We start from the raw sequence: 22,141 nt of genomic DNA, 5'->3' as shown, positions 1-22,141 counted from the left end.
CTATGACCAACATCCCCCACACTCAAATCACCGAACCCGCCGTCACTTGCTCGACGTGCGCGGCCTGCTGTTGCCAATTGGAAGTGATGTTGATCACCGACACCGGCGTGCCGGAGCGCTATATCGATACCGACGATTGGGGCGGCGAAGTGATGCTGCGTCTGGATGATGGCTGGTGTGCGGCGCTGGACCGGGACACCATGATGTGCACGATTTACGAGCGACGGCCGCTGATCTGCCGGGAGTTCGAGATGGGTGCGCCGGAATGCCTGACCGAGCGTGAAGGAATTGCCACGGCGTATCGCTAGCGCTGAACGTTACGAGGATTAAATGTGGGAGCGGGCTTGCTCGCGAAGGCTGGGTGTCAGTCACCGAATAATTGACTGATACACCACCTTCGCGAACAAGCCCGCTCCCGCATTTGGTTTTGCAGGGTTCTGGAAAACTGCGCTGGTTTACAGCGGCATGGTGTAGTGCAACGCGTAGCTTTCTACGCCGTCGTTATTGCTGCTGATGCCCGCGTTGGAATAGTGCGTGGCACGAATGCCCACCTCATGCCCACCGGTAAAACGCAAACCAAAGCCCAGGCGGTCCTCAAACTGGAAGGACTGGCCGATGTTGTTGTCTTCCAGGCGTGTGCGCGAGAATGCCGCCACCCCGATGCCGGCCTCGATGTAAGGTTTTACCGATGCCCCGGCAAACTCATACACAAACACTGGCGAGAACGACAGGCTGCTGGCGCCCGCACGTTTGTCGCCCTCCCAATAGGTGTAAGCGCCGCTCCAGTAGCCGGTCAGCCGGCCGGTATCGCTCTGCCACCAGCTTTTATCCCAATCCGATGTCAGCCCCAACCGATAGGTCATGGTCGAATCGCTGGTGCTCCCCACACCAAATTCCAGGCCAGCGGCCTGGGCCGAAACAGAGTGTCCTACCACGGCGGCCGCAATCGCAGCCAAACAGAACAAGCGCTTCATAAGAAACAGTCCTTGAGAACGAAGTTGTATGGTTTTGTACAAGCTAACTCGCTATAGAAGCGCGCGCATAGCCAGAAGTTCAGCGTCTAACCCCGGTATTTCACGAATTTTTCACGCGTCGAAGCTTCGCACAACTCCGGGATGTTTCCATAGTGTCGGTAGGATATTTCTTAAATGATCGACGTTACCGCTCGTCCAGAACCGGGCCGGCTCAGGGTTGCCGCGGGCCAACAGGTCACGCTCGCCCAGCAAACGCTTGAGCTGGCGTGCCACGGCAGCGCCGGTATCGATCAGGATGATGCTTTGGGGAAGCATCTGCGCCAGAAGCGGCTTCAGGAAGGGATAGTGGGTGCAGCCCAGAATAATCGTGTCACAACCGGCGCTGAGCAGCGGTTCGACATAGCCGCGCAACATCTGGCGCAGCTCGGGGCTGTCGAGGTCGCCGCTTTCAATCAACTCCACCAGGCCCGGGCACGGCTGGGTGATCACACGCACGTCGGTGGCGAAGCGATCAAGCAAAGCGGCGAACTTGGCACTTTGCAGGGTGCCGGTGGTGGCGAGTACACCGACCACGCCGCTGCGAGTGGCGGCGGCAGCGGGTTTGACGGCGGGCTCCATGCCTACCAGGGGCCAGTCCGGATAGTCCTCGCGCAAATCGGCGACGGCGGCGACGGTCGCCGTGTTGCAGGCAATCACAAACGCCTTGGCGCCTTGCTCGCGGAAAAATTCGGCGACACGCCGGGAGCGCTCAAGAATGAATGCAGGGGTTTTCTCGCCGTAGGGGATATGCCCGCAATCAGCCACGTACAGCAGCGTTTCATGGGGCAATAACTGCTGAATTTCGTCCAGCACGGTCAAGCCGCCGATGCCGGAATCGAACACACCGATGGGCGCGCTCTTAACCATGCTGCGTCCCGCAGACACTGCAACCGGGGTCGCGCTTGACGCGCAATTCGCGAAAACGTGTGGTCAACGCATCAATCAGCAGCAAGCGACCCACCAACGGCTCACCGAAACCGGCCAGCAATTTCAAGGCTTCCAGGGCTTGCAGGCTGCCGACCACGCCAACCAACGGACCGACGACGCCGGCTTCGCTGCAGGTCAGTTCAGTGTCGCTGCCGTGCCCGTACAAACAGTGGTAGCACGGGCTGTCGGCGCGGCGCGGGTCGAACACCGACAACTGCCCTTCGAGGCGAATCGCCGCGCCGCTGATCAATGGCTTGGCGGCAGCAACACAGGCAGCGTTCACCGCTTCACGGGTAGAAAAGTTGTCGCTGCAATCGAGCACCACGTCCACCGCCGCTACTGCTGCGGCCAGTGAATCGGCATCCAGCGCTGCGCGGTGAGCAAGCAGTTTGACTTCAGGGTTGATCGCCGCGAGACGACGCAGGGCCGAATCGACCTTGGTCTGCCCGACGCTGTCGGTGTCGTGGATGATCTGGCGTTGCAGATTAGTCAGGTCAACGGTGTCGAAGTCGGCCAGGTGCAGCTCGCCCACACCGGCAGCGGCGAGGTAGAGCGCGACAGGCGCGCCCAAACCGCCCAGGCCGACAATCAGCGCGCGGGCGTTTTTGAGGCGCAATTGGCCTTCGATGTCGACATGTTGCAACAGAATCTGTCGGCTATAGCGCAACAGCTCCTGATCGGTCAGCACGGCCGGCGTCCCAGGGTGATGCGCTCGTGGCCGCCGAGGTCAAGGCGGCTGTGTACCGCTTCAAAGCCTGCGCCAAGCAACAGATCACGTACGGCCGCCGCCTGATCGTAGCCATGTTCGAGTAACAGCCAGCCAGCCGCATTCAAGTAGACTGGAGATTGGGCAATGATCAACCGCAAGTCATCCAGGCCATCATGCCCCGCCACCAGCGCGCTGGCCGGTTCAAACCGCACGTCGCCGGCCACCAGATGGGGATCGTTATCGGCAATGTACGGGGGGTTGCTGATGATCAGGTCGAAGGTTTGGCCTTGCAGGGCGCTGAACCAATGGCTGCTCAACACCGTGGCGTTTTTCAGGTGCAGGCGCTGGCGATTGCGTTCAGCCAGGGCCACGGCTTCGAGCACGCGGTCGACCGCCGTAACCTGCCAGGCTGGACGTTCGCTGGCCAAGGCCAGGGCGATGGCGCCGCTGCCGGTGCCCAGGTCCAGAACCCTGGCAGGCGTGGCGGGCAACAGTTCCAGCGCGGCCTCCACCAGCAGCTCGGTTTCCGGACGCGGGATCAGCGTGTGAGGTGCGACCTCCAGGTCCAGCTTCCAGAAGCCTTGCTGGCCGAGGATATACGCCACCGGCTCACCGGCCCGACGACGTTGCAAATAGTCAGCAAAGGCCAGCGCATGTTCGCTGCTGACGATTTTTTCCGGCCAGGTGTGCAGGTAGCTGCGCGATTTACCCAAGGCTGCGGCCAACAACAACTCCACATCCAGCCGCGCAGTGGGCGAGTCGGGCAGGTCGGCGGCGCGCAGCAGGCTGGCAATGATGGTCATTTATTCACCTATCGCCGCCAATTGGTCGGCCTGGTATTCGGCGAGCAACGGTTCGATTACCGCATCCACACCGCCGGCGAGAATCTCGTCGAGGGAGTAAAGCGTGAGGTTGACCCGGTGGTCGGTGACCCGGCCCTGGGCAAAGTTGTAGGTACGGATGCGCTCGGAGCGGTCGCCCGAACCCACCAGCAACTTGCGCTCGCTGGCAATCGCGTTGGCGGCGGCGCTGGTCTGCTGGTCGTTGAGCTTGGCCGACAGCCAGGACATGGCCCGCGCACGGTTCTTGTGCTGGGAACGCTCTTCCTGGCACTCCACCACAATGCCCGACGGCAAGTGCGTGATGCGGATCGCCGAGTCGGTCTTGTTGACGTGCTGACCACCAGCGCCCGATGAGCGGTAGGTGTCGACACGCAAATCCGCCGGATTGATCTCGATGGCTTCCTGCTCGTCCGGCTCGGGCAACACGGCCACGGTGCACGCCGAGGTGTGGATACGGCCCTGGGACTCCGTCGCCGGAACCCGCTGCACGCGGTGCGCGCCGGATTCAAATTTCAGTTTGCCGTAGACGTTGTCGCCTTCAACTCGGGCGATGACTTCTTTATAGCCGCCGTGTTCGCCTTCGTTTTCGGACAGGATCTCGACGCGCCAGCCACGGCGCTCGGCGTAGCGCGAGTACATGCGGAACAGGTCGCCAGAGAAGATCGCCGCCTCGTCGCCACCGGTGCCGGCGCGGATTTCGAGGAACACGTTGCGCCCGTCGTTGGGGTCCTTGGGCAGCAGCATGCGCTGCAGGTCGCCTTCCAGCTCGGCCAGCTTTTCCTTGGCCTCGCGGACTTCTTCCACGGCCATTTCGCGCATGTCCGGGTCGCTGTCTTTGAGCAGCGCCTGAGCGCCTTCGAGGTCGGCCTGCACTTTCATCAGCTGTTTGTAGGTGGCCACAATGGGCTCAACTTCGGCGTATTCCTTGGAATAGGCGCGGAACTTGGCCTGATCGGAGATGACCTCGCCATCGCCGAGCAAGGCGGTCAGTTCTTCGAAACGGTCCTGGAGCACGTCCAGTTTATTGAGCAGTGACGCTTTCATTGCGGTTTTTTATCCGAAGAGCTATCTGACGCGCCCTCACCGAGGGCAAAGAGTTCCTGGGCCATGGCCAGCGCATCGAGGCGGCCTTCGGCGGTAAGCTTTTTCAACTGAACGCTGGGAGCGTGAAGCAACTTGTTGGTCAAGCCACGCGCCAGCTGCATCAGCACCTCTTCGGCGCTGCTGCCGTTGGCCAGCAGACGCTGGGCCTTGATCAATTCCTCGTCACGCAGACGTTCGCCCTGCTGACGATACGCCTTGAGCACGTCGACCGCTGCCAGTTCGCGCAGGCGCACCATGAAGTCTTCAGCGCCGGTGCTGACCATCTCCTCGGCGGCCTGGGCGGCGCCCTGGCGACTCTTGAGGTTTTCGGCAACCACTTCGTGCAGATCGTCGACGCTGTAGAGGTAAACGTCGTCCAACTCGCCGACTTCCGGCTCGATATCGCGGGGAACGGCGATATCCACCATGAAGATCGGTTTGTGCTTGCGCAGCTTCAGCGCGCTCTCGACCGCGCCTTTGCCAAGAATCGGCAACTGACTGGCGGTGGAGCTGATGACGATATCGCTGCGCACCAGTTCAGCCGGGATATCCGACAGCAGCACCGCATGCGCGCCAAACTGCTCGGCAAGAATGCTCGCGCGTTCCAGGGTTCGGTTGGCGACCACAATGCGCTTTACACCCAGGTCGTGCAGATGACGCGCCACCAGGGTGATGGTTTCGCCGGCGCCGATCAGCAGGGCCTGGCTGCGCTGCAAGTCGCTGAAAATCTGTTTGGCCAGGCTGACGGCGGCAAACGCCACGGACACCGGGTTTTCACCGATGGCGGTGTCGGTGCGCACCTGCTTGGCCGAGTTGAAGGTGGCCTGGAACAACCGCCCCAACAGTGGCCCCACGGTGCCGGCCTCGCGGGCCACGGCATAGGCAGATTTCATCTGGCCAAGGATCTGCGGTTCGCCCAACACCAGCGAGTCGAGCCCTGAGGCGACGCGCATCATGTGACGAACTGCCGCATCCTCTTCGTGCACATACGCACTGGCGCGCAGGTCATCGAGGCTCAAATGGTGATAATCGGCCAGCCAGCGCAGCACCCCATCCGCTGAAAGATGTTCCTGCTCTATATAAAGCTCACTGCGATTGCAGGTCGAAAGGATCGCAGCTTCGCGGCTGTCGGTGAGCCGGCAGAGCTGCTGCAAGGCCTCAACCAACTGCTCTGGCGTAAACGCCACGCGCTCGCGCACGTCTACGGAAGCAGTCTTGTGGTTAATACCGAGTGCGAGGAAGGCCATTCAATATCGCTGATGATGTCGGGAAGCCGACAATTGTCCTACTTCGAATGATTCAGAACAACCACCGTAGGCTATTGTCCTAATGCCTTGTGTCTATAAAGGCGCCAACTGAGACTCGGTTATGTTTGGCCGAAGGCTTGTGTCATGATGATCCGACCGCAGGTTAGTCGTCCTCTTCCTATATGAATAGATCTTCCGCGTTGCTCCTTGCTTTTGTCTTCCTCAGCGGCTGCCAGGCCTTGGCACCCGTGTCGCCGGACGGTACGCCGCCGGTTGAAGACAGCACCCCCGCCCCTGAAAAGCCCAAGGTTTATTCCTCGTTCAATGAAGAAACGATCTACAGCCTGCTGACCGCCGAACTCGCCGGCCAGCGCAATCGTTTCGATATTGCCCTGGATAACTACGTGACCCAGGCCATCAACACTCAGGATCCGGGTATTTCGGAGCGTGCGTTTCGCATCGCCGAATACCTGGGCGCTGACCAGGCTGCGCTGGACACTTCGCTGATCTGGGCGAGAAACGCACCGGACGACCTGGAAGCGCAGCGGGCCGCGGCCATTCAACTGGCGCGCGCGGGGCGCTATGACGACTCCATGGTCTATATGGAGAAAGTCCTGCTGGGCAAGGGCGACACGCATTTCGACTTCCTCGCGCTGTCGGCTGCCGACACCGACCAGGACACGCGCAATGGCCTGATGAAGAGTTTCGACCGCCTGCTGCAAAAGCACCCGAAAAACAGCCAGCTGATTTTCGGCAAGGCGTTGCTGCTGCAACAGGATGATGAAGCCGACGCCGCACTCAAGCTGCTGGAGCAGAACCCGCCGGAAGACGGCGAGATCGCACCGATTTTGCTGCGTGCACGCCTGCTGCAGAACCTCAATCGCGGCAAGGAAGCGATTCCTCTGCTGGAAAAGAGCATCAAGAAGTATCCGGACGACAAGCGCCTGCGCCTGACTTATGCGCGCACGCTGGTTGAGCAGGACCGTATGGAAGACGCCAAAGTGCAGTTCGCCAATCTGGTCCAGCAATACCCGGACGACGATGAATTGCGCTACTCCCTGGCATTGGTGTGCCTGGAGGCCAAAGCCTGGGACGAGGCCAAGGGTTATCTGGAAGAGCTGATCCAACGCGAAAGCCATGTGGATTCGGCGCACCTGAACCTCGGCCGTATCGCTGAAGAGCGCAACGACCCGCAGGCGGCCCTGCTTGAGTACGCTCAGGTCGGCCCTGGCAACGACTACCTGCCGGCCCAATTGCGCCAAGCTGACATCCTGATGAGCAACGGCCGCACCGACGAGGCGGAAAAACGCCTGGCCGCAGCGCGCGATGCCGAACCGGACTACGCGATCCAGCTGTACCTGATCCAGGCCGAAACCTTGTCGGCCAACAAGCAGGGCGAACGCGCCTGGAAACTGCTGCAACAGGCCTTGTTGCAATACCCCGACGATTTGAATCTGCTGTACACCCGCGCCATGCAGGCGGAAAAACGCAATGACTTGGCGCAGATGGAAAAAGACCTGCGCCTGATCATCAAGCGTGACCCGGACAACGCCATGGCGCTGAACGCCCTCGGTTACACCTTGTCCGACCGTACGACGCGCTACGCCGAAGCCAAGGTGCTGATCGAGCAAGCCCACAAGCTCAACCCGGAAGACCCGGCCGTACTCGACAGCCTGGGCTGGGTCAATTACCGCCTGGGCAACCTGGACGAAGCCGAACGCTTGCTGCGCCAGGCACTGGAACGCTTCCCCGACCAGGAAGTGGCCGCCCACCTTGGCGAAGTGCTGTGGGCCAATGGCAAGCAGCGCGAAGCGCGACAAATCTGGGAAAAATTCCTCAAGGAACAACCCGAAAGCCCCATCCTGCGCGGCACCATCAAGCGCCTGACCGGATCCGAGACCCTTTAAGCTTATGTTCTTGCGCCACGTAATTGTTTTCAGCTTCATCGCCCTGCTCGCCGGTTGCGCGGGTTTCGGCGCTCGCGAATCCGTTGAAGGCCAGGGCAACCCGGCGCAATGGAAACAACACAAGGATCAGCTCAGCAGCATTGATGGCTGGCAGATCGAAGGCAAGGTCGGGGTTCGCGCGCCAAAAGATTCCGGCAGCGGCACGTTGTTCTGGCTGCAGCGTCAGGACTATTACGATATTCGCCTGTCCGGCCCACTGGGCCGCGGCGCGGCTCGCCTGACGGGACGCCCGGGGCAAGTCAGCCTGGAAGTGGCCAACCAGGGACGCTATGAAGCGGCGTCGCCGGAAGAATTGCTGGAGCAGCAAATAGGCTGGAAGCTGCCCGTTTCGCACCTGGTGTGGTGGGTTCGCGGTTTGCCCGCGCCGGACAGCAAAAGTCGCCTGAGCCTCAATGGCGACAGTCGGCTGGCCACGCTTGAGCAAGACGGCTGGCAGGTGGAGTACCTCAGCTACGTGCAACAGAGCGGTTATTGGCTGCCCGAGCGCATCAAGCTGCATGGCACCGACCTTGACGTCACACTGGTGATCAAGGACTGGCAACCGCGCAAGCTGGGGCAATAAACGTGACTGTTACAACGCTGACGCTGCCCTCCCCCGCCAAACTCAACTTGATGCTGCACATTCTGGGTCGCCGTGAAGACGGCTACCACGAGCTGCAGACGCTGTTTCAATTTCTGGACTACGGCGATGAACTGACCTTCGCCGTACGCGATGATGGCGTGATTCAGCTGCACACCGAATTCGCAGGCGTGCCCCACGACAGCAACCTGATTGTGAAGGCCGCAAAAAAACTTCAGGAACAATCCGGGTGCCCCCTGGGCATCGACATCTGGATCGATAAAATTTTGCCCATGGGCGGTGGCATCGGCGGTGGCAGCTCAAATGCCGCGACGACGCTGCTCGGCCTCAATCACTTGTGGCAACTGGGTTGGGACCACGATCGCTTGGCTACGCTGGGCCTGACGCTGGGCGCTGACGTCCCGGTTTTCGTGCGTGGACACGCCGCTTTTGCCGAGGGCGTGGGGGAGAAACTCACCCCGGAATACCCCGAAGAGCCGTGGTATGTCGTGCTTGTTCCGCAAGTATCTGTAAGTACAGCAGAAATTTTTTCAGATCCACTGTTGACACGTAACTCTCCTCCCATTAAAGTGCGCCCCGTTCCCAAGGGAAACAGTCGAAATGACTGCTTACCGGTTGTAGCAAGGCGTTATCCAGAGGTACGTAACGCTTTGAATTTGTTAGGTAAATTTACCGAAGCAAAATTAACCGGAACTGGAAGTTGTGTGTTTGGGGGCTTCCCAAGCAAAGCTGAAGCTGATAAAGTCTCGGCCCTTCTTACAGAGACCCTTACAGGGTTTGTAGCAAAGGGAAGCAACGTTTCGATGTTGCATCGCAAGCTGCAAAGTCTGCTCTAAAGGAACCGAGTACTGGGTACTCGTTGCAACAGATACAGGGGCGTCGCCAAGCGGTAAGGCAGCAGGTTTTGATCCTGCCATGCGTTGGTTCGAATCCAGCCGCCCCTGCCATTTTCTAATACTCATCCAGGTTACCCTCAGCCTCTAGGTACTGCGCGTGTCCAAGATGATGGTCTTTACGGGGAATGCCAACCCCGATCTGGCTCGACGTGTCGTACGTCAGCTGCATATCCCTCTCGGTGACATCTCTGTCGGTAAATTCTCCGACGGTGAAATTACAGCCGAGATCAATGAAAACGTCCGCGGTAAAGATGTCTTCATTATTCAGCCGACCTGCGCTCCGACCAACGATAACCTGATGGAACTCGTCGTGATGGCTGATGCCTTCCGCCGCTCCTCAGCGACTCGAATCACAGCTGTAATCCCTTACTTTGGTTATGCCCGTCAGGATCGCCGTCCGCGTTCCGCACGTGTGGCTATCAGCGCGAAAGTCGTTGCTGACATGCTGACCGTGGTAGGCATCGACCGTGTTCTCACGGTTGACCTGCACGCTGACCAAATTCAAGGGTTCTTCGATATCCCGGTAGATAACATCTACGGCTCCCCAGTACTGGTGGATGACATCGAAGACCAGCGCTTTGAAAACCTGATGATCGTGTCCCCGGACATTGGTGGCGTCGTGCGTGCACGGGCTGTTGCCAAATCCCTGGGCGTTGACCTCGGGATCATCGACAAACGCCGTGAGAAAGCCAATCACTCTGAAGTGATGCATATCATCGGTGATGTCGAAGGGCGTACCTGTATTCTGGTTGATGACATGGTCGACACCGCCGGCACACTGTGCCACGCGGCGAAAGCCTTGAAAGAGCACGGTGCCGCAAAAGTCTTCGCCTACTGCACACACCCTGTGCTGTCGGGCCGAGCGATCGAGAACATCGAGAACTCCATGCTGGACGAACTGGTGGTGACTAACACCATCCCGTTGTCCGCAGCAGCTCAAGCCTGTTCGCGTATCCGTCAATTGGATATCGCACCGGTAGTTGCCGAGGCGGTTCGCCGCATCAGCAACGAAGAATCGATCAGTGCGATGTTCCGTTAAGGTTCACGCCTTAGCGACATCAACCTGACGAAAAGCGCCCCGCCCCAGCATACTGTTGGGGCGGGGCTTTTTTGCCCATATCGCCTTTAGCGCTGGTCGCAAACGCTGGGGCGAATGTGGTTATTTTGGAGATACAACATGAACGATTTTACTTTGAATGCTGAACTGCGTTCCGACCTGGGGAAAGGTGCGAGCCGCCGCCTGCGTCGTCTCGCAAGCCTGGTTCCAGCTGTAGTTTACGGTGGCGAAAAAGCCCCTGAATCCATCAGCATGCTGGCTAAAGAAATCGCCAAACTGCTCGAAAACGATGCTGCTTACAGCCACGTTATCGAACTGAACGTTGGCGGCACCAAGCAAAACGTGATCATCAAAGCTCTGCAACGTCACCCGGCCAAAGGCCACGTGCTGCACGCTGACTTTGTACGCGTTGTAGCCGGTCAGAAACTGACCGCTATCGTTCCAGTGCACTTCGTTGGCGAAGAAGCTCCGGTCAAGAAAGGCGGCGAGATCTCGCACGTCCTGAACGAAATCGAAGTGACCTGCCTGCCGAAAGACCTGCCTGAGTTCATCGAAGTCGACCTGTCGGCTCTGGAAATCGGCGCAATCGTTCACCTGTCCGACCTCAAGGCCCCTAAAGGCGTTGAATTTGTCGCACTGGCTCACGGTGATGACAAAGCTGTTGCCAACGTTCACGCTCCACGCGTTGCTCCAGAAGCTGAAGAAGAAGGCGCTGCAGAGTAATTCACTCTGTATTGCCGGAGCTTGAGGAAACATCGCGGACCGAAACGTAGCGAGAAAGCGGGCGATAACGCGGCGTTTACTCTTGAGTAAATGATCTCTTGTCGTCCACTTTCGCCGCACGCAGGTTGCGGCGATGTTATCCACAACTCCAAAGGAAGGGCCCCTGTCGTGACTGCCATTAAACTGATCGTTGGCCTGGGAAATCCAGGCGCCGAATACGAACAGACCCGGCATAACGCGGGGGCCCTTTTTGTTGAGCGTATCGCCCACGCCCAAGGCGTAAACCTTGTGGCCGATCGCAAATATTTTGGCCTGACCGGACGCTTTTCGCATCAAGGTCAGGATGTTCGTCTGCTGATTCCCACCACCTACATGAACCGCAGCGGCCAAGCCGTCGCGGCGCTTGCGGGCTTCTTCCGGATCAAACCCGAAGAAATCCTGGTGGCCCATGACGAACTGGACCTGCCACCCGGCGTTGCCAAACTCAAATTAGGCGGCGGGCATGGCGGGCACAATGGCCTGCGCGACATCATCGCGCAGCTGGGCAATCAGAATAATTTTTACCGTCTGCGGCTCGGCATTGGCCACCCAGGCGTTGCCAGTATGGTTTCAAATTTCGTCCTGGGTCGTGCGCCACGCGCCGAACAGGAAAAACTCGATGCCAGCATCGACTTTGCCCTCGGCGTGCTGCCGGATATCTTCGCCGGTGAATGGAACCGTGCGATGAAAAACCTGCACAGCCAGAAGGCCTGACTCTTACCGAGGGGAAACACCATGGGATTCAATTGCGGCATCGTCGGCCTGCCCAACGTCGGCAAATCCACCCTGTTCAACGCCTTGACCAAGTCCGGTATTGCGGCGGAGAACTTCCCCTTCTGCACCATCGAACCCAACAGCGGTATCGTGGCCATGCCGGACCCGCGCCTGCAGGAGTTGGCGGCTATCGTCAATCCAAAGCGCATCCTGCCGACCACCATGGAATTCGTCGACATCGCAGGCCTGGTGGCCGGCGCGTCGAAAGGTGAAGGCCTGGGCAACAAGTTCCTGGCCAACATCCGTGAAACCGATGCCATCGCCCACGTGGTCCGCTGCTTTGAAGACGAGAACGTGATTCACGTATCCAACAGCGTCGACCCGAAACGCGACATCGAGATCATCGACCTGGAACTGATCTTCGCCGACCTCGACAGCTGCGAGAAACAACTGCAGAAAGTCGCGCGTAACGCCAAGGGCGGCGACAAGGATGCCGTGGTTCAGAAAGGCCTGCTGGAGCAATTGATCGCTCACTTCACCCTGGGCAAGCCAGCGCGCAGCCTGATGAAGAGCATGAATGCCGATGAAAAAGCGGTGATCAAAGGCTTCCACCTGCTGACCACCAAGCCGGTGATGTACATCGCCAACGTCGCTGAAGACGGCTTTGAGAACAACCCATTGCTCGACGTGGTCAAGGCCATCGCCGAGGAAGAAGGCGCGATCGTGGTGCCGGTGTGCAACAAGATCGAGGCCGAAATTGCCGAGCTGGATGACGGCGAAGAAAAAGACATGTTCCTCGAGGCGCTGGGCCTGGAAGAGCCTGGCTTGAACCGTGTGATCCGCGCCGGCTACGAAATGCTGCACCTGCAGACTTACTTCACCGCCGGTGTCGAAGAAGTCCGCGCCTGGACCGTCAAGGTCGGCGCTACCGCGCCACAGGCTGCCGGCGTGATCCACACCGACTTCGAAAAAGGCTTTATCCGTGCCGAAGTCATCGCCTACAACGACTTCATTCAGTACAAGGGTGAAGCCGGTACCAAGGAAGCCGGTAAGTGGCGCCTTGAAGGCAAGGAATACATCGTCAAAGATGGCGACGTCATGCACTTCCGTTTCAACGTATAAGTAACCTTGCGGTAATTGCCGCAAACAAAAAAGCCGATGCAGTGCATCGGCTTTTTTGTGGGTGACTACTTATGGACGTCCATCTGAACAACCTGACGCTTAAGAATTATCCTATTAACCCTCGGCATTTTACTAACTACACACCCCAGCAAAATAATCCCCAAACCTATCTCATTTCTCCTACGTCTTGCGCGTAAGTTCCTACTTCAGAACAACAACAAAATAACTATAATTCGCGACCTGCAGGCCTTTGCCTGTCGACCGTTGCCTGAATGATGCACAGTGATAATGGAGCACTTACTTGATGTCGGATGCCTACCATAGGGAAGTTGAAACAGACATCTCAATCAGTGACAGCTCAGGTATTGAAAACACCCTTAACAGCACAGCGTCACTCAATATCGACATTCTGCTACTCGGTGAAACCGGCACCGGGAAAGACACCTTGGCCCAACGGGTCCATCGCTTGTCGGGGCGGCGCGGTAACTTCATTGCCGTGAACTGCGCCGCTATCCCGGAAAGCCTCGCGGAGAGCCAATTGTTCGGGGTCAACAGCGGCGCTTTTACCGGGGCTGTGCAATCGCGGGCCGGCTTTGTCGAAGCGGCTCATCTGGGCACCTTGTACCTCGATGAGGTCGACAGCATGCCATTGAGCCTGCAGGCCAAACTGCTGCGGGTGCTGGAGTCGCGGGGCGTGGAGCGTCTAGGTTCAACCCGCTTCATCCCGGTGGACATGCGCGTTATTGCCTCGGCTCAGCAGTCACTGCACCACATGGTCGAATTGGGTACCTTCAGGCGTGACCTGTACTTTCGCCTGAATGTGGTCAGCCTCGAACTTCCGGCCTTGCGCCACCAGCGGGAGCGCATCATTCCGCTGTTCATGAAGATGGTCCGGGAAGAAGCCGAGCACTTCAAATGCACCGTACCGTCTGTTCCCGGCCAGCTATTGCAACAACTGCTGTGCCACGCCTGGCTGGGCAATATTCGCGAATTACGTTCGTCCGCCAAGCGCTTCGTGCTGGGCCTGCCACCGTTCTCTACGCCCATGAGCAGCCCGCACGACGGAAAGCTGAGCCTGAAGGAACGCCTGCAACAAATCGAAAAAGCACTGATTGAAGAGTCGTTGCGGCGCAATGATCATTGTGTCGATATCACCGCATTTGAATTAGGTGTCGCCAAACGCACGCTCTACCACCGAATCAAACAACTCGACCTATAACCGAAACAGTGCAGTTGACGCAGTGCGGCAAAACTTACCCACTCGCACCTCCTCGGGCACTTTAGCGCATACATAGCATCAAGCATTACAACAATGATTTCTCAGCAAACAGCACTGGAAATAATTTTAAACATATAAATACTGGAACGCTTTATTTCCTTGCACCACTTATAAGTGGGTGACTTCACAGGCACTCAACACGCGACGGTAGCTAACACTCGCTATCAGACTTCATTTGAAATCAAGAAGGTGATCTATGTCCTCAATCTCAGGTATTGGTGGTTCCAGCGCGGGTAACCAGGCGCAACTGGACGCAATCAACGCAGATAAAGAAAGGAAAGTCGTCGAAGAGGCCAAGAAGACTGCTGAACAAGAACTGACTACAGCGAAAGCGGGCCGCATTAAGTCTTTGCGATTCGCTTAAGTCAGCGCGACCTCCTCTGCCCAGGTCGAGGAGGTTTTCATCGTCACGACGCACGTAACACTCGATACGTTCGATGGAGATTCACATGTACATCACCACCCCTGGGCAATCGGAAAACAGCAGCACTCTCCCTCAAGCCGAGGCGCCTGGCGCGATCAACCGGGCGTCTGACATCAACTTTTTCAACGCCCAACTCAGCCAGGCCGAGCAGCCCGTTAAAGGCATCGTGCCTGCCGTGGCGTCCCCTGCTCAGTCGTGGGACGCGACAGCCTCGGACACTTTATCCAGACGCGTATCCAAAGGCTTTCGTGACGCGAGCCTGAACAAAAAGACCAAGGACGCGAACGAGTTCCCCCAGTCGCTCGCCGAAGCGCATATCGACGTGATGTCACGCGTCAAGGTCATTGGCGCCGTCGCGAAAGGCGTCGACAAAATTTCAAGCATGGGATAGCTGCATGTACCGCCGTCTAACCGCCCCATTCTTGTTTTCATTAGTGTTGATGCTGTCCGGTTGCGGTGACAGCGTAGAGCTTCATCGCAATATTTCTGAGCAGGAAGCCAACGAAGTCATCGCGGAGCTGGCAGACAAGCAAATCCGGGCCCAGAAGGTGCCCGGCAAAGACGGGGTCGCTGTTCGGGTCAAGGCAAGTGACATCAGCCGAGCTGTGCGTACCCTGGATGCGGCGGGGCTGCCCAAAACGGCCCGCTCGACGCTGGGGGATATCTTTCGCAAGGAAGGCGTCATCTCCACCCCGCTGGAAGAGCGCGCACGCTACATCTACGCGCTGTCCCAAGAGCTGGAATCGACCTTATCCAACATAGACGGTGTGATCGTCGCGCGTGTGCATGTGGTACTGCCTGAGCGCGTCGCGCCAGGCGAGCCGGTACAGCCGGCGTCCGCGTCGGTTTTCATCAAGCACGACCCGCGACTGGACCCTGACAATATCAATCCGCGCGTGCGCAGACTGGTAGCCAGCAGCATCCCGGGCATGGCCTCGGCCATAGACAACACGACAAAACTGACCGTCATTTTTGTACCGGCCACCGCCTACACCGAGCAGCAACAGCTGACCTACCTCGGCCCTTTTCTGGTGCCCGAGCAAGACCTTGGTTTCTGGCGCGCCAGCCTGATTGCGCCGCTGATCATCGCTCTGTCAGCAGGCATTGCCTGGCTGTTCTGGCGCCGCAGAAAAGTCTTCACACCCACCCCGCAAACCGCGCCGGCACACGCCCATGAGTGACGACCTCAGCTGGGTAACATGGTGGGCTTTCCCCTGGAAAAACGCCCACATCGACTGGCTCACGCAAACGGGTTTTGTGGAAACCGCAGCGCTTTCACGCGCCTATCATCGCCGCGTGAGCAGCCTGTTCGACATCGCGCCCGAGCTTGCCCCTCCCACGTCTCCAGCCCTCCTCCAATGGGTGTTGAGCAGCGCGCAACAACGCGACCTCGCACTGACACTGGTTAATGCGGTGTACAACGCGCCCCACGACAGCCGGTTGAATCAAGAGCAGCTGCTGTGGTGCCAGCGCCTGGCCAAGGCACTGCCCACGGGCTCAACACCGGTGGACGTCGACGACCCATTGCACTACCTGCGCGCGTGGGTCGCGCCCAATGTCTGGCAGCGGCTACGGCTGAATTTTGCTCGCCCAAGGGTGCTGACGTTAGAGCAGCATCCTCGACTGGCAGACACCCACGGCCGGTTGGATACCCTGTGGAAAGCCACGATCTGGCGCGCAACCTCCACCGCTGTCGATGACGCGCCGCCCGCCCCTCGCGAGAACCCCGACCATGTTTTGCGCCCACACGATTGAGCTGAACACCCCCGCCCACGAACTGCCCACGGCCCTGATCCCCAGGGAAATGCTGTCTGAATACACCCAGGCCCGTCAGCTGTTGGAACACGCAGAAACTCAAGCACAAACGCGCATCAGCCAGGCCCAGGCGCAATGCGAAAAAATACTCGAAAGTGCCAGTGATGAGTTCTGGCAACGCGCCAATACCCAGCTGCACCGCTGGGAGTCAGAGCGCCAGGCAATGCTGGCAAGTTTGGAACAGGTCGCCAGCTCAGTCATCAGCGCGGCCATTCGAACCCTGCTGGAGGAGACTGTGCCTGTTCAACGCCTCACAACACTGCTCAACAAACTGCTGGAGGCTCAACTGCCCACCGTTGAGGCGCACCTGGTGTGCAATCCGCTGGACCGTGAACACGTCGAGCTATGGCTCAACCTTCACAGCAGCGTGCCCTGGACGCTTCGAGTCGAAGACGGGATCGCCGCCCAGTCGCTGCTGCTTGAGACGGAAGATGGCGGGTTTCACATCAACTGGGCGCATGCCCTGGACAACCTGGTGGCGATTCCACCCTTGGCCAAATCAAGTGACAACGTTGCTGGGTAAACGCAGTTCTTTTTAACCACACAGGCCTGTTGTTGGAACTGGTGAGCAATCTGCCGCCACACAGAGATACACACCCACTGGAGATAACGCCATGAATACTGACTCACGCGTACTCAGCAGTCTCTACAGGCAGCAATCGCAAGCCGAAAAAAACCTTGACCAGATCAGCGCCGACATTCCGTACAGCGAAGGAAGCGAAGACAGCGCGCGGCTCTTCGAACAACTCATTGAGGAAAAGTCCGCCCTGGTTAACAACTTTGCCGTGAGTTCGACCTACCTCAGTTACAAACACGAAACGGTTAAATCGGCCATCAATGTCGTTTAGTGGCTGGTGGCAAACGCTGACTGACGGCTTGGGTGGTCGTGAACAGACCAGGCGGCGACTTGAACCGCAAGTCAGCCCTTGCCCGGGCTCGGGCCATACGCCATCTCCGGTGGGTGCAATGCCCGCCACTTGATAGCAAACCCTTGAAGTACCTCTCAACCAACGTGACACCTGGCGCAGCGCAACGGCGCGCCTGACAACGGCTGGGCGCAAATTCGGCCCACTTCATTACGACGCTTTCGCACTGAAACAGAGAACCTGTCATGTATAGCAAGATCAACAAGCACACTGGCTTGCGTTTAAACTCGCCCGCGGCTCTGGCAAAACGCGCCCACTGGCGTTGTTTGCTTGCGCTGCCCTTGTTGTTGGCGCCGCTGCACAGCCCCCTCGCCGCCATCCCATCCGAATGGAAAAACACCGCCTACGCCTATGAAGCCGAGCATAAGCCCCTGCGGGATGTGTTGGAGGACTTCGCCCAGACGTTTGGCACGCAACTGCAAGTCGACGGTCTGCTGGAGGGCATCGTAAATGGCAAGATACGCGCCAATACCCCGCAGTCGTTACTCGACAGGCTGGGCGTTGAACACCGTTTTCAGTGGTACTTGTACAACAACACCCTCTATATCAGCACCCTGGACCTGCAAGAGTCCGCGCGCCTGGAGGTTTCTTCCGAGACCGTCGCCGACCTCAAGCGGGCCCTGACCGATATCGGCTTGCTCGACAGTCGTTTCGGCTGGGGTGAACTGCCCGATGACGGGGTGGTGCTGGTCTCTGGCCCCAAGCGCTACATCGAACAGATCAAGCAATTCAGCAGCCAGCGTAAATCACCCGACGAAAAACAAAGCGTGCTCAGCTACCCGCTGAAATTCGCCAACGCGGGAGATCGCCAGATCGATTACCGCGGCGAAAAAATAGTCATCCCTGGCGTTGCCAGCATGCTGAAGGGCTTATTGGAGCCGCGGGCGACGGCATCCCTGTCGACGCTTACCCCGCGCCCCTTTGCCTCACAGCCCTCGCCCATCACGCCGAACTTTGCGCGGTTGAGCAATCCCATGCTCGGGCAAATGTTCGGCCAGACAGCGGACCCAGGCCAGTTGGCCTCTGGCGCCACGCTCTCCCCGCGCGCTCCGGTGTCGGCAGGCAAAATCCGCGTAGAGGCCGACGTGCGCAACAACGCCGTCCTGATCTACGACCTCCCGGAACGGCAGGTCATGTACCGAGAGCTGATTACCCAGCTCGACGTGGCGCGCAAAATGGTGGAAATCGACGCAATCATCCTCGACATAGAGCGCTCTCAACTGCGCGAATTCGGGGTCAACTGGGGCAACAGCCATTTCAGCAGCGACATGAGAATGGCCCCTGGGAGTTCATCGCAGCTGTCGATCGAAAACCGTGACCGCTTCTTTGCCAAGATACGCGCCCTGGAGCAGCGCGGCCTGGCAACCATGGTGTCCAACCCCTCGGTGCTCACCCTGGAAAACCAGCCCTCGGTCATTGACTTCAACCGCACCCAATACCTGACCGCAGGCACGGAGGTCGCAACGATCCTGCCGATCACGGTCGGTACCAGCCTGCAAGTGATACCCAGGGTGATTACCACCCGTGGCACTCATCAGGTGCACCTCATGGTGGATATCGAGGACGGCAACTTCGATGAATCCAACCCGGATCGCATCGGCCCCGACGTGCGTCGGGGCAATGTCAGCACCCAGGCAGTAATGGCGGAAAAACGCTCGCTGGTGGTCGGTGGTTTCCATGTCACCGAAAGCACCGACAAGCGCAACAAGGTTCCACTGCTGGGCGACATACCGTTGCTGGGCAAGGCGCTGTTTTCCTCCAGCGAACGCCAGAACAACCGCCGCGAGCGTTTGTTCATCCTGACGCCACGCGTCATCGGCGATCAGGCGGACCCTTCACGGTATTTGCCGCAGGAAGATCAAGTGGAGCTGCAGGCCGCACTCAAGCCCCTGGCCAGGCGTTACGCCGAACACCCGCCGGTTATCAAGCGCAGCGACATCACCAGCACCCTGGCCAATCTGGTGACCGGGCAAGTGCCCCTGGCCTTCAAGGCGGCACCGATGCCATTGGGCCTGGACACCTTGTGCAACACCCGCGATCTACTGGCCATGAACACCGAGCGCAGCCAGTGGTACGCCGGCCCGCAGTTCAATGTGGCGGTGGTGGTGGTGCGCAATCAGATCAAGCGCAATGTGCGTATCGACGAAAAGGAGTGCAGCAATTCGCAGACCCTGGCCGTCACGGTATGGCCACGTGCCTGGCTCAAACCGGGTGAAGAAGCCGAGGTCTTTATCGCCATGCGCCCGGTGGTGAAGGATGAACACATCGGCGTGCCCCGCCCTTCCTTGATCACTCCCACTCAGAAGAAGGTCGCCCCATGAAACGCCACCTGTTGTGCATCACCCTGATCGGCACCGTGCTGCTCATCGCCGGCTGCGCTCCCACGTGCAAAGGCGACTCCTGCTCACGCCCGCAATCGACCAAAGATACGTTGGTAATCTGGTGGCCGCCGCAGATGCGCGTCGAGCCCGGCCCTTCAGGAGAGTGCGCGGATTACCAGACAATTTCGCTGGAACGATGAGTGTTCCGCGATCAACGCCGGCTGTTGCCGGGCCGCCAGGTGAGCAGCGCGGCGGCTCACCTGACCCTGGCTTCGCGCAGGTTCGGTGCGCTGATCAGCGCACCTCCAGCGCCGGCAGCTCCAGGGTTTCGCGCTTGGCTTCATCATCCAGCTCACGCAACGTGCGATAGATCAGCGCCACGGCCTGCAGGGTGTCGCGGGGGATGCTCGCGCCCAGTTTGTTCGTGTAGAGCGTGCGCGCCAGCCACACGCACTGAATCACCGGCACCTCAGCGGCCTTGGCCTGGTGGATCAGTTCGCGCGCCGCGTCATCCGTGCCTTTGCATACCAGCATGGGCAGCGGCGTCTCACCCGGGCGGTAGTACAGCGCCACGGCAAAATGCGTCGGGTTGACCACCAGCATATCGGCCTCTTCCAGCTTGGGCAGCTTGACCTTCGGTTCCTCCTGGGCCAGTTGCTGGGCCAATGAACGGCGCTGCCCCTTCACATGCGGGTCACCCTCCATGTCTTTGTACTCTTTGACGACCTCGACCTGGGTCATGCGCATGCGCTTGGCGAAGAAGTGTTTTTGCAACGCCAGGTCGATAAGCGCCATCACCAGCAAAAGCCCCAGGCAGGCATGCAACAAGTGACGGAACAGAATGATCAACGCCAGGATGTAGGTTTGCAGGTCACTGCTGGCCAGGTTAATCAGCGCGCCCAAAGAAGGTTTGATCACCACGTACAAAATCACGCCCAGTAGAACTGCCTTGGTAAGGCTCATCAACAGGTTCATGACCGATTGCGCGGAAAACATCTGTTTGAGCTGCTTGAGGGGATTGAGCCGATTGAAATCGAGCTTCAAGGTCTCGGGAGCAAACAGAAACCCGAACTGCATCCAACTGCTGATCAGCTTCGCGGCAATTGCCAATCCGGCCATCAACAGAGCGAACGCGAAAAACATCATCAACCCTTCAAACAGCACCGTCTCCAGCGCCCGCGTAAAAGGCTGAGCCATACTCGACATTGGCAACACCATCAGTTGCTGAAAGCGCTGCAAACTGGTTTCGGCGGTGAACAACGCAACCTCACTGATGGCCGTCAGCGCCAGCAGCTTGCTGACATCCTGGCTTTGGGAAACCTGACCTTTCTTGCGTTGATCGCGCAGTTTCTTGGCTGAGGCCGGGTGCTTCTTTTCACCGGAGTCACTCATGGCGTCGAGACCTGGAACATCAGCCCGAGTGAGTGTTTAAGATCGCCAAGCACATTCAAGCGCCCAACGATCAGGTCCTGCAGCAACGCAAAGTACAGCAACAGAATCCCGATACCCGCCAGGCATTTGACCGGCGGCGCCAGCGTGCTCACTTGCAGCTGCTGGCTGTAGACGCCCAATAGCGCGATACCGAACTCCAGAAACATCAGCACCGCAATGAACGGCGCAGCGTAGAGCATCATGTGGGTAAAGGTATCGCCGAGCAGCCCCAGGAAAATACTGAAACCATTGACTGCCGGCAGCGGCACCCAAGCGGTGGCCGGCCATAGCAGGTAACTGTCCCAGATCACTTGGGTAAGCACGCTCAGGCCCAGGACTGCGATCAGCAAGTAAATCACCAGCTGTTTGAACAGATGCCCCACAGGTGTTGCATCCGGCCCCAATGACGGGTTGAGCTGGCCACCCGCCAGGGCGCCACGCTGGTTGTCCAGCAGCGCGCCAACCGACTCGAACATCCAGAAAGGCATGGCCAACAAGACCCCCAGCAAAAAGCCCAGGGCGACCTCCTTGAGCATCAGCCCGATGATCATCAGCGCCGAATAGTCCTGGCCCGCCAGTACCGCATGGATGCCGGGAGCCGGAATGAACGCCATGACCATCACGATCACGTGCCGGGGCATGCCGCGCAGATGCTGGAAACAGAACGCCGGCACCAGGATCGCGCAGGGATAAATGCGCGCCATGGCCACCAGCAGACTTGGCAGATATTCAAGATAAAGCAGCACGTGCATGCCCTCAGTTCAGTGCCGAGCGAGCGATCATGTCGAACATCAGATTGATCAGTTGAATCAGCTCCACGCCAATCCAGCGCCCCGTCAATATCAGCGTGATGCCCACCGCAACCAGCTTGATGCCAAAGGGCAGGGTCTGATCCTGTATCTGCATGAGGGCTTGCACCAGCGACGTCAGCACGCCGACGATCACCGCCACAATCAGCGGTGGTGCCGACAACACCACCACCAGCAGCATGCCCTGCTTGAACAGTACGATCGGTTCCATGGGGCA

At 58.8% G+C, this 22,141-nt stretch carries 26 protein-coding genes and 1 tRNA gene; 18 read left to right on the top strand and 9 right to left on the bottom strand.

Features of this window, described 5'->3' with window-relative positions; translation table 11 throughout:
* The first annotated feature begins 2 nt into the window (after nucleotides 1-2).
* Nucleotides 3-308, top strand: a complete 306-nt coding sequence (locus tag AACU78_RS26375; protein WP_016977069.1) for a YkgJ family cysteine cluster protein — start codon at nucleotides 3-5, stop codon at nucleotides 306-308.
* A 147-nt stretch (nucleotides 309-455) separates the two neighbouring features.
* Here the strand turns inward: AACU78_RS26375 and AACU78_RS26370 are convergent, their stop codons facing one another.
* The 6 genes from AACU78_RS26370 to hemA form a co-directional block, all read right to left on the bottom strand.
* Nucleotides 456-974: an acyloxyacyl hydrolase gene (locus AACU78_RS26370; RefSeq protein ID WP_106578563.1), complete on the bottom strand. Its 519-nt coding sequence runs from the start codon at nucleotides 972-974 to the stop codon at nucleotides 456-458.
* Nucleotides 975-1,085: 111 nt separating this feature from the next.
* Entirely contained in the window at nucleotides 1,086-1,880 is a 795-nt protein-coding gene (gene murI, locus AACU78_RS26365; protein WP_106578562.1) for a glutamate racemase, read from the bottom strand.
* Entirely contained in the window at nucleotides 1,873-2,628 is a 756-nt protein-coding gene (moeB, locus tag AACU78_RS26360; RefSeq protein ID WP_106578561.1) for a molybdopterin-synthase adenylyltransferase MoeB, read from the bottom strand. Before moeB ends, murI begins: the two co-directional genes overlap by 8 nt.
* Complete coding sequence (gene prmC / locus AACU78_RS26355) at nucleotides 2,622-3,452, bottom strand: peptide chain release factor N(5)-glutamine methyltransferase (RefSeq protein WP_106578560.1); 831 nt, start codon at nucleotides 3,450-3,452, stop codon at nucleotides 2,622-2,624. The genes moeB and prmC overlap by 7 nt, the downstream gene beginning before the upstream one ends.
* Complete coding sequence (gene prfA, locus AACU78_RS26350) at nucleotides 3,453-4,535, bottom strand: peptide chain release factor 1 (RefSeq protein WP_106578559.1); 1,083 nt, start codon at nucleotides 4,533-4,535, stop codon at nucleotides 3,453-3,455.
* Nucleotides 4,532-5,821: a glutamyl-tRNA reductase gene (gene hemA, locus AACU78_RS26345; RefSeq protein WP_106578558.1), complete on the bottom strand. Its 1,290-nt coding sequence runs from the start codon at nucleotides 5,819-5,821 to the stop codon at nucleotides 4,532-4,534. The genes prfA and hemA overlap by 4 nt, the downstream gene beginning before the upstream one ends.
* Before the next feature lie 182 nt (nucleotides 5,822-6,003).
* Between hemA and AACU78_RS26340 the strand changes: the two genes are divergently transcribed.
* From AACU78_RS26340 to hrpT, 17 genes are all read left to right on the top strand, one after another.
* Nucleotides 6,004-7,728: a tetratricopeptide repeat protein gene (locus AACU78_RS26340; RefSeq protein ID WP_106578557.1), complete on the top strand. Its 1,725-nt coding sequence runs from the start codon at nucleotides 6,004-6,006 to the stop codon at nucleotides 7,726-7,728.
* 4 nt (nucleotides 7,729-7,732) lie between these two features.
* Nucleotides 7,733-8,350, top strand: a complete 618-nt coding sequence (lolB, locus tag AACU78_RS26335; protein WP_106578556.1) for a lipoprotein insertase outer membrane protein LolB — start codon at nucleotides 7,733-7,735, stop codon at nucleotides 8,348-8,350.
* Nucleotides 8,351-8,400: 50 nt separating this feature from the next.
* A complete protein-coding gene (gene ispE, locus AACU78_RS26330) occupies nucleotides 8,401-9,204 on the top strand; it encodes a 4-(cytidine 5'-diphospho)-2-C-methyl-D-erythritol kinase (protein ID WP_218911254.1) in 804 nt (267 codons plus the stop codon).
* Nucleotides 9,205-9,240: 36 nt separating this feature from the next.
* Nucleotides 9,241-9,315 (top strand) — tRNA-Gln (locus AACU78_RS26325).
* 46 nt (nucleotides 9,316-9,361) lie between these two features.
* Complete coding sequence (locus tag AACU78_RS26320) at nucleotides 9,362-10,303, top strand: ribose-phosphate pyrophosphokinase (protein WP_003208392.1); 942 nt, start codon at nucleotides 9,362-9,364, stop codon at nucleotides 10,301-10,303.
* A gap of 138 nt (nucleotides 10,304-10,441) precedes the next feature.
* A complete protein-coding gene (locus AACU78_RS26315) occupies nucleotides 10,442-11,044 on the top strand; it encodes a 50S ribosomal protein L25/general stress protein Ctc (protein WP_106578554.1) in 603 nt (200 codons plus the stop codon).
* 168 nt (nucleotides 11,045-11,212) lie between these two features.
* A complete protein-coding gene (gene pth, locus AACU78_RS26310; RefSeq protein WP_010213318.1) occupies nucleotides 11,213-11,797 on the top strand; it encodes an aminoacyl-tRNA hydrolase in 585 nt (194 codons plus the stop codon).
* A gap of 21 nt (nucleotides 11,798-11,818) precedes the next feature.
* Complete coding sequence (gene ychF / locus AACU78_RS26305) at nucleotides 11,819-12,919, top strand: redox-regulated ATPase YchF (protein WP_101266309.1); 1,101 nt, start codon at nucleotides 11,819-11,821, stop codon at nucleotides 12,917-12,919.
* Between the two features lie 304 nt (nucleotides 12,920-13,223).
* Nucleotides 13,224-14,138: a sigma 54-interacting transcriptional regulator gene (locus tag AACU78_RS26300; protein WP_106578553.1), complete on the top strand. Its 915-nt coding sequence runs from the start codon at nucleotides 13,224-13,226 to the stop codon at nucleotides 14,136-14,138.
* Between the two features lie 256 nt (nucleotides 14,139-14,394).
* Nucleotides 14,395-14,562 carry a hypothetical protein gene (locus AACU78_RS26295; RefSeq protein ID WP_157986803.1) on the top strand — a complete coding sequence of 56 codons (168 nt, stop codon included), beginning with the start codon at nucleotides 14,395-14,397 and terminating at the stop codon, nucleotides 14,560-14,562.
* 85 nt (nucleotides 14,563-14,647) lie between these two features.
* Nucleotides 14,648-15,013 (top strand): hypothetical protein, encoded by a 366-nt coding sequence (locus AACU78_RS26290; protein ID WP_106578552.1) that lies wholly within the window; start codon nucleotides 14,648-14,650, stop codon nucleotides 15,011-15,013.
* Nucleotides 15,014-15,017: 4 nt separating this feature from the next.
* Nucleotides 15,018-15,803 carry a type III secretion system inner membrane ring lipoprotein SctJ gene (gene sctJ / locus AACU78_RS26285; RefSeq protein ID WP_106578551.1) on the top strand — a complete coding sequence of 262 codons (786 nt, stop codon included), beginning with the start codon at nucleotides 15,018-15,020 and terminating at the stop codon, nucleotides 15,801-15,803.
* Nucleotides 15,796-16,377, top strand: coding sequence for a type III secretion protein (locus AACU78_RS26280; RefSeq protein WP_106578550.1), 582 nt, complete (start codon nucleotides 15,796-15,798; stop codon nucleotides 16,375-16,377). The genes sctJ and AACU78_RS26280 overlap by 8 nt, the downstream gene beginning before the upstream one ends.
* Nucleotides 16,355-16,960, top strand: a complete 606-nt coding sequence (gene sctL / locus AACU78_RS26275) for a type III secretion system stator protein SctL (RefSeq protein WP_106578549.1) — start codon at nucleotides 16,355-16,357, stop codon at nucleotides 16,958-16,960. Before AACU78_RS26280 ends, sctL begins: the two co-directional genes overlap by 23 nt.
* A gap of 91 nt (nucleotides 16,961-17,051) precedes the next feature.
* Nucleotides 17,052-17,285: a hypothetical protein gene (locus AACU78_RS26270; protein WP_106578548.1), complete on the top strand. Its 234-nt coding sequence runs from the start codon at nucleotides 17,052-17,054 to the stop codon at nucleotides 17,283-17,285.
* 263 nt (nucleotides 17,286-17,548) lie between these two features.
* Nucleotides 17,549-19,684, top strand: coding sequence for a type III secretion system outer membrane ring subunit SctC (gene sctC, locus AACU78_RS26265; RefSeq protein WP_106578547.1), 2,136 nt, complete (start codon nucleotides 17,549-17,551; stop codon nucleotides 19,682-19,684).
* On the top strand, nucleotides 19,681-19,884 hold the full coding sequence (hrpT, locus tag AACU78_RS26260; RefSeq protein WP_106578546.1) for an HrpT family type III secretion system protein: 204 nt from the start codon (nucleotides 19,681-19,683) through the stop codon (nucleotides 19,882-19,884). The genes sctC and hrpT overlap by 4 nt, the downstream gene beginning before the upstream one ends.
* Before the next feature lie 94 nt (nucleotides 19,885-19,978).
* Here hrpT and sctU read toward each other — a convergent pair whose 3' ends face one another.
* From sctU to sctS, 3 genes are read right to left on the bottom strand one after another with little or no spacing between them, the layout of a single operon-like run.
* The gene (gene sctU, locus AACU78_RS26255; RefSeq protein ID WP_106578545.1) at nucleotides 19,979-21,076 is read right to left on the bottom strand and encodes a type III secretion system export apparatus subunit SctU; all 1,098 of its coding nucleotides are present in this window, start codon (nucleotides 21,074-21,076) and stop codon (nucleotides 19,979-19,981) included.
* Nucleotides 21,073-21,861: a type III secretion system export apparatus subunit SctT gene (sctT, locus tag AACU78_RS26250; RefSeq protein ID WP_106578737.1), complete on the bottom strand. Its 789-nt coding sequence runs from the start codon at nucleotides 21,859-21,861 to the stop codon at nucleotides 21,073-21,075. Before sctT ends, sctU begins: the two co-directional genes overlap by 4 nt.
* Nucleotides 21,862-21,871: 10 nt before the next feature.
* The gene (sctS, locus tag AACU78_RS26245) at nucleotides 21,872-22,135 is read right to left on the bottom strand and encodes a type III secretion system export apparatus subunit SctS (RefSeq protein ID WP_058411467.1); all 264 of its coding nucleotides are present in this window, start codon (nucleotides 22,133-22,135) and stop codon (nucleotides 21,872-21,874) included.
* Nucleotides 22,136-22,141 lie beyond the last annotated feature (6 nt).

Source organism: Pseudomonas sp. R9.37, assembly GCF_963878885.1.
Lineage (GTDB): Bacteria > Pseudomonadota > Gammaproteobacteria > Pseudomonadales > Pseudomonadaceae > Aquipseudomonas.
This window is presented reverse-complemented; position numbering and strand designations above follow the sequence as displayed.